Raw genomic sequence first — 1,270 nt, 5'->3', positions numbered from 1 at the left:
CATAGACAGGATCTTTAGCGATAACGCTATATTTTAGGTAGAAAAAAGGCCTTATTTATGATCTGATAATTGTCGCCAAACAAACTACCATGAGCAATAAATAAAGCCGATGACGATTATCTCCTTAAAAAAGCAGTTTATGCAATTCTTCAATGCAAACATCCTTCAAAAAACGGCTAAGCGCACGGGGTTTATTCAACGAAATCGGTCTATTCTGCCGGAAATACTGATCCCAAGCTTGATATCTGCGTTGAGTAAAGGCAACTGCCATGCCATTGCAGACTTGCATCGTCAGTTCAATGGTATGTGTTTGACTGAAAATGATAATGTGGCTTACAAGCCCTTCCACAACCAGCTCCGTAAGGAAGCCTTTCCTCATTTTATGCAGCAACTGGTACAGTTGGCTATCGCTCAATTTGCCCGCCAACAATGTGCTCAGCTTCCGAAGAAGCTGTCTTGCTTTGATGATATTCTGCTTCAAGATGGCAGTTCATTTCATGTTCACAAGGCGTTAGCCGATGTCTACCCAAGCCGCTTTAAACGCAATCCTGCTGCGATAGAGTGCCATATGACCATGTCATTACGAACCTTTAACCCGACGGCGATGACGATAACTGCTGATACGGCTTCAGAAAGAGCCTATCTTCCCAAGCCATTTAAGATGAAAAACAAGCTACTTCTGGCTGATGCGGGATACCCTGATTTCGAGTTTTTTGCCGATGTGGAGCGTCATAATGGTTTCTATATTGTTCGGGGTGCAAAGTCACTCAATCCAAGGGTTGTAGAAGCTAAAAATGGCAAGGGCCGCATTCTTCCTAAGCTAGCTGGAATGAAGCTCAAAGACATAACGCGCCGTACCAACCGCACTGAAATTCTTGACCTCAAAGTCCACAGAGGCAAACAGGAGTTTCGAGTTGTAAGACGTTGGTTCGCTGAAGAAAAGCGGTTTTGTATCTGGTTAACAAACCTACCGACAGAGGCCTACTCAGCCGATGATATTATGGCGATTTATCGCTGCCGCTGGCAGGTTGAACTGCTGTTCAAAGAGTTGAAATCACATACAAACTGGCAGAGATTTGCTACCGCGCAAAAAGCGATAGTTGACGGCCTAGTCTGGGCCAGTCTGCTGGCAGTTATCATCAGGCGCAGTACCGCACTTCAGATAATGCCCTCAGTTTCACTGTTCAAAGCTGCAAAAAATGTGGACGTTTGGTTACTGCCTATCTTTGAATGTATCTGTCATCGAGCCTGGTCAGAAATAACAGAAAAG

Annotated in this window: 1 protein-coding gene; it reads left to right on the top strand. The window is 44.6% G+C overall.

The window, feature by feature from the left end; all coding sequences use genetic code 11:
- Positions 1-109: 109 nt before the first annotated feature.
- The coding region (locus tag IEW93_RS21745) for an IS4 family transposase (protein WP_188741274.1) at positions 110-1,270 on the top strand (1,161 nt) is incomplete at its 3' end.

Source organism: Shewanella inventionis (assembly GCF_014641855.1).
In the GTDB taxonomy this organism is placed as follows: Bacteria; Pseudomonadota; Gammaproteobacteria; order Enterobacterales; family Shewanellaceae; genus Shewanella; species Shewanella inventionis.
Note: the sequence above shows the minus strand (reverse complement) of the source record. Positions and strands in the feature narration are given on the sequence as shown.